The organism is Ruminococcoides intestinihominis (genome assembly GCF_040096285.1).
Lineage (GTDB): Bacteria > Bacillota > Clostridia > Oscillospirales > Acutalibacteraceae > Ruminococcoides > Ruminococcoides intestinihominis.
Genome location: NZ_JBBMEY010000072.1, coordinates 1 through 5,252, shown reverse-complemented (window position 1 = coordinate 5,252; position 5,252 = coordinate 1). Strand labels below are relative to the sequence as shown.

Below are 5,252 nucleotides of genomic sequence, written 5' to 3'. Positions count from 1 at the left end.
TATCAATAAAAATGAGATAAACAAAAAGACGAACAGAATAAACTGTTCGTCCTTTAAATTTAAGTTAATAACTAATATTTAATTAGTTTAAGAATGCAGTTGTCTTTTGAATATCAGTTACATCCTTAACATTAACACAACCATCTTTGTTATAGTCAGCTAACTTCAGGTTCAGTTCAACTGTCATTTCAGCAGCATACTTTTGAATTGCAGATGCATCCTTAACATTTACAACACCATCACCGTTTACATCACCTAAGATACCGGTAGGTTCTGTTACTGTTGTAGCAGTAGTAGGCTTAGTTGTTGTAGTTACAGTAGTAGGCTTTGTAGTAGTTGTAACTGTAGTTGGTTTTGTTGTAGAAGTTGTTGTTGGCTGAGTCTGAGTTGTTGTAGGTGGAATATAGCTTGTTATATCGCCGTTTGACATATTATATGAATATGTTTCTGACGCCAGACCATTTCTCTCAACATCAACATTGATTACAGATGAAGCTGTGAGCGCAGTTGCCTCAACAGTAAATTTGCCTGTGATTTCATCTGAATGTGTTGTGTAGGACTTGCCGTTCACTGTTACAGTGATGTCTGCGTCCTGAACTGCAACACCAACTATTGTAGTTTTGCCCTTAACAGCATATGAAAGACCTGCATTTGCAAGCACGAGTGCTGATTTTGCATTTATAAGCGACTCAAGTGTGCTTTCAACAAGCGCTTCGTCTGCAACGCCCTCGCCCTGTGCGATGAGCTCATTGGCTGTTGTCATAACAGCAGAAACATTGTTCCAGCTTGAGGCAGTATAGTCGCTTGATGTCATTGCAAGTACTTCTCTTGCCCCTTTCTTGAGCGTCTGGAATTTTGAAAGAACAATCTCAGGCTTAGTGAGCTTAAAGGTTGTGCAGTCCTCGTTTGTTATTTCAATGCAGGAACCGTCGATAATGCCTGTAATATCTTGGGTCCTTTTGCTGTCGCTGCCCAAACCTACGACTGCGCTAACCTTATCGTAGCCGTTTACTGTGAATATATAGTTACCGTCAGCGTCCTTTTCTGTAAGTTTCATGCCCGGCCATCCGCCTGCCGGTAAGCTATCGTCATGAGTCCAGACATAGAGATGATAGCTTGCCGAAGGGCTGTACGGCTTAATTGTGAATGTAACTGACTTTTCAGACGAATCGTCACCGCTTCCGCCCATAACCTTTGCCGCACTGTAATTGCCTGACGGAATTTCAAGATATGTATCTCCGTTGAGATTTTTGAAGTCGCGGCTCTTCTGTGCGTCGCTGCCGTTATTGAGAACAACATTGTAGGTATCTGTTGTGTTAAGCTCCATAACATAGTAGCCGTCGCTGTTCTTTTCTGTCATCTGTGTTCCCGGCCAAGAACCGCAAAGCGCTGTGCTGTCACCTGTCCAGACATAAATATAAGGTGCGCTGTCGCTCTTTACATAGATCTTTCCTTGCTGAGGAGGAACTGTAGAATCAGGATCGACTGTTGGCGGCACTTGTTCGCTCTCAAACATCTTATAGAAGGATGCAACCGCTCTTGATGAACCCTTTTCGTTTGTTGCCTCGAGTGTGATTTTGATTGTGTCGCCCTCGTAAGCAGTTTTACCGATTTCAAAGGTTGTGCCGTTTTTAACAACGAACTTATTGCCGCCGTCGATTGAGCAGGTTGCGCTGTCACATTCCTCAAGTGATACCGTAACAGTCTGTGTACCCTTGAACTTTGCCGCGCCTTTTACGCTCATAAGAGGTTTGCCGTCCGGCATCTGAATGAGAATTGTTCCATTTTCACCGCTGTTAAATGTTACCTTGCCGTCTGTAACTATTGCAGATGACTGGTCATAGGTGTTCATAAGCTGCTGACCGTCGCTCCATATTGAAGAAACATCAAGAGTTATATCTGTATTTGAAGAAGCACCGATTACGGCTGCTACCTTGTCAGAAATACCGTTCTTGTCATATGTTCTTGCAAATGCAACGCCGTTTGTTGCAGAAAGCATTGTGTTGCTGCCTCCACCGACTGCAACATGGTCGTGACGGAACTGACCAACCTTCTGCCAGTGAGCGAGAACAGTTTGGTCAAGGCTGTCCCAGTTCATATCACTGCGCAGTGAGTGACCAGAACCACCGGCGCCGTCAAAGGATAAGCCATCAACCATCGGACGGTTTGATTCGTCACCGTAGTAAATCTGAACGCCGCCCGGAGTTAGGAGAAATGCCGAGCCATTGTAAATCATTTCGCTTGTATCACCACGGGTTAAAAGCGCATCGTGTGATGAAATGAACGAAAGCGCATTGAAGCCTTCCTTTGTGTTGATTGTGTCAGCATAGTTCTGATACAATCCGGCAACTCTTGAACTTGCAAGCACGCCTGCGCCCCAGGTGTCGAAGTTAATCATAGAGTCAAAGCCGCCCTGGGAATAGTATTTATCATAGCCAACGCCTTTGTCCCAAGCCTCGCCTGTCATCCAGAAGTCCTGCTGCCAGTTTGCACCCGGCTTGTCAGGGTTGTTCTCTCTCCAAGTCTTAAGAGCAGATACACATTTATCTTTTAGCTTTTTCCATGAAGCCATTTCAACGTGCTTAGCAGTATCGCAACGGAAACCGTCAACACCATACTTAGAAACCCATTCAGAAAGCCATGTTGTTAGGTAATCACTAACGCTACCTGAGTTGTCGCCGTATTTAGCAACCTTCTGGTCATATGTACCTTCCTGAGTCCATTTTGTTTTTAAAATAGGAGGGATAGATACTGTCTTTGTCTGCTCTGTTTTGAAGTCAGGCAGGCCGGCGAGGCTCATCAATTCGTTACTGCCGCCGCCCTCGGTGTATCCCGGAAGGCCGCTTCTTACCCAGTCGGGGCCCCACCATTTGCCCCAGTCTTCAGATGATGTTTGGTAATCAATATGTTTGTTGAAATCACTGACATTTTCAATGACATACTTAAAATCAGTTGCACCCTCTAAAAGTGTACCGAAACCATACTCCTCCATATCAGCTACTGTATTGTAGCCGCAGTGGTTCATAACTATGTCCATGATAACTCTGATGCCGTGCTCGTGAGCAGTGTCAACCAAAGTTTCAAACTCCTCAGGTGTACCGAAGTTTGCGTCTGTTTCGGTATAGTCAAGCACATAATAGCCGTGATATGAATAGTGCGCAAAGTGGCCATTGCCTGAGTCGCAGTATCCGTGAGTCTGCTCATACGGAGCGGAAATCCACAGTGCATTTACGCCGAGGTCGCTGAAATAGCCCTCCTCGATAGCCTGTGTAATACCTGCAAAGTCACCGCCGTGGAATGTGCCCGGAGCAGTGTCCCAGCCGGAAATCGGCTTACCGTCTTTGTCGAGTGTTCTGCCGTATGAGTGGTCGTTTGATGTGTTGCCGTTTTTGAAACGGTCAGTAAGCATAAAGTAAACTGTTGCATTGTCCCAAGTAAAACCGTCGTCTTCAACAACAGAGCCTGCTATTGCAGAACCAGTTGCTTTGTCATTGACCGTCACAGCCGATACATCGACAAACGCAAAGGACATACAGCAAATTACCACACTAAGCGCAACAAGCACGCTTATAAGCTTTACTGTTAATTTGGTTTTCATTTGTTTTACTCCTTTCAAAACTTTTGTATTTATTTAGAAAAACCTAACAAGGTTATAGTATCACATTATGGCCAAAATTTCTATTAAATTTCCATTAAATTTCCATTAATTAGTTATAAATAAAACGGCGATTTGAATAGATTTACACACAACTTTTTATGCAATTTTTATAACAAAAAATTACTGATTATGTGAAAATTATACAAATATATTTTTATTATATTATGCTTTTTACTAAGTGTATTTTTTAACAGTTTTCAAAAATTTCATATATAAAAAAGAAAAACGACTGCCAAAGACAGTCACCCGAATTCTATGTTGTTTATTTATATAACGCTTACTGAATAAACGGCAACACGCCGTTGCCGTTTTGTAAAAACACCGAAAGCAGTAATGCTTGCTTATGGTCTTGACTTTTACACACCTCAGACGCTTTTAATAAATGACGGCAGACGATTTATGATAGCGTGGATGCTATTTGATGAATAGTTCGATAATGTAATTTAGTCTGGACAAAAAGGTATTTCTGTGATATCAGAAATATTGATTTTAAGAACCAAACAGACAAAAAACAATGCCCGTTAGGAACAATTTATAATTATAAAATTGCATAAAAAATCAGCCCGAGGGAATACCTAAAAATCGTATTCTCGCAGGCTGAATATATTACTCCTACATAATTTGAATATTAATTTTTTCATAAGAAATCCATTTGGAATATTCCTTATATTTAAAGCTATCCTATTATATTAGGACAGATACAGTAGCTTGTTATGTTACTGTAATAACCACAGGGAAAGGGATTAAATCAATAGACACGAAAAAGGAAGCAGTTTACAAAATTGATATTCTTGACCTTCAATTATACAGATACCCTTGAAAGTGTGTATTGCATTGATCCAGATAATATTAAGCACATTTACGGTTATGTGAAAAACAAAAATGAAGAATTAGTCATAGGTCATTGTAATCAAAAAGCTATTTCCTATGCTTTAGAAAAGAAAAAAGAAGCTGAAGTCAATTTTGTTGATTTCGCAGTTTCAACTTTTGATCGTGTGTCAAAATATTTTAATACCACACTTAAAAGAACAAGTAACATTATTTATGAAAATACGGAATTTTTTAATAGTTTATCTAATGTGGATGAAGTGATTATAATCGGACATTCACTTAACAAGGTAGATATGCCATATTTTGAAAAAGTTTTAAAATCCGTTAGAGAGAATGCCATTTGGAAAGCTTATTACTTTGAGGATACGGATGAAAAACCGTTTGAAAAAGTTTTGGATGATTTGGGCATAAAAAACGAAAATAGATTCGTGCGCAAAACACAGGAGTTGTACTTATAACGAAAAAAGCCCCGTTAGGAATGCAGAATTTACTGCGCTCCCAACGGGGCAATTATTATGCTTGGAAATCGGTACATTCGACTTGGCGTTTGTATTCACCTACAATTATGATGACAATTTCTATATCATACTTTTCGGGTAAAATATATAACCCTTGTCCTTGCGGGTATTACAGTGGGACTTTGTCAATAATTTGATATAAAAAAAGTAAAAAAGAGGGGGATATTTCATTGCTAATCGGTGTGAAGTGACTTCTCAAAATCACAAGGTGAAAGATAATTAATAGATGAATGAATTCTTTTAGT

Annotated in this window: 2 protein-coding genes; one reads left to right on the top strand and one right to left on the bottom strand. The window is 40.4% G+C overall.

Annotation, left to right across the window (positions count from 1 at the left end):
* Positions 1 to 82 precede the first annotated feature (82 nt).
* Positions 83 to 3,598 carry an alpha-amylase family glycosyl hydrolase gene (locus WMO18_RS10475; protein WP_211148350.1) on the bottom strand — a complete coding sequence of 1,172 codons (3,516 nt, stop codon included), beginning with the start codon at positions 3,596 to 3,598 and terminating at the stop codon, positions 83 to 85.
* A gap of 842 nt (positions 3,599 to 4,440) precedes the next feature.
* Between WMO18_RS10475 and WMO18_RS10470 the strand changes: the two genes are divergently transcribed.
* Positions 4,441 to 4,947, top strand: coding sequence for an AbiH family protein (locus tag WMO18_RS10470; protein WP_211148349.1), 507 nt, complete (start codon positions 4,441 to 4,443; stop codon positions 4,945 to 4,947).
* Positions 4,948 to 5,252: the final 305 nt, after the last annotated feature.

Excerpts from the sequence above, each read along its gene's own strand:
- WMO18_RS10475 (WP_211148350.1), bottom strand. The coding sequence starts at position 3,598 with ATGAAAACCAAATTAACAGTAAAGCTTATAAGCGTGCTTGTTGCGCTT.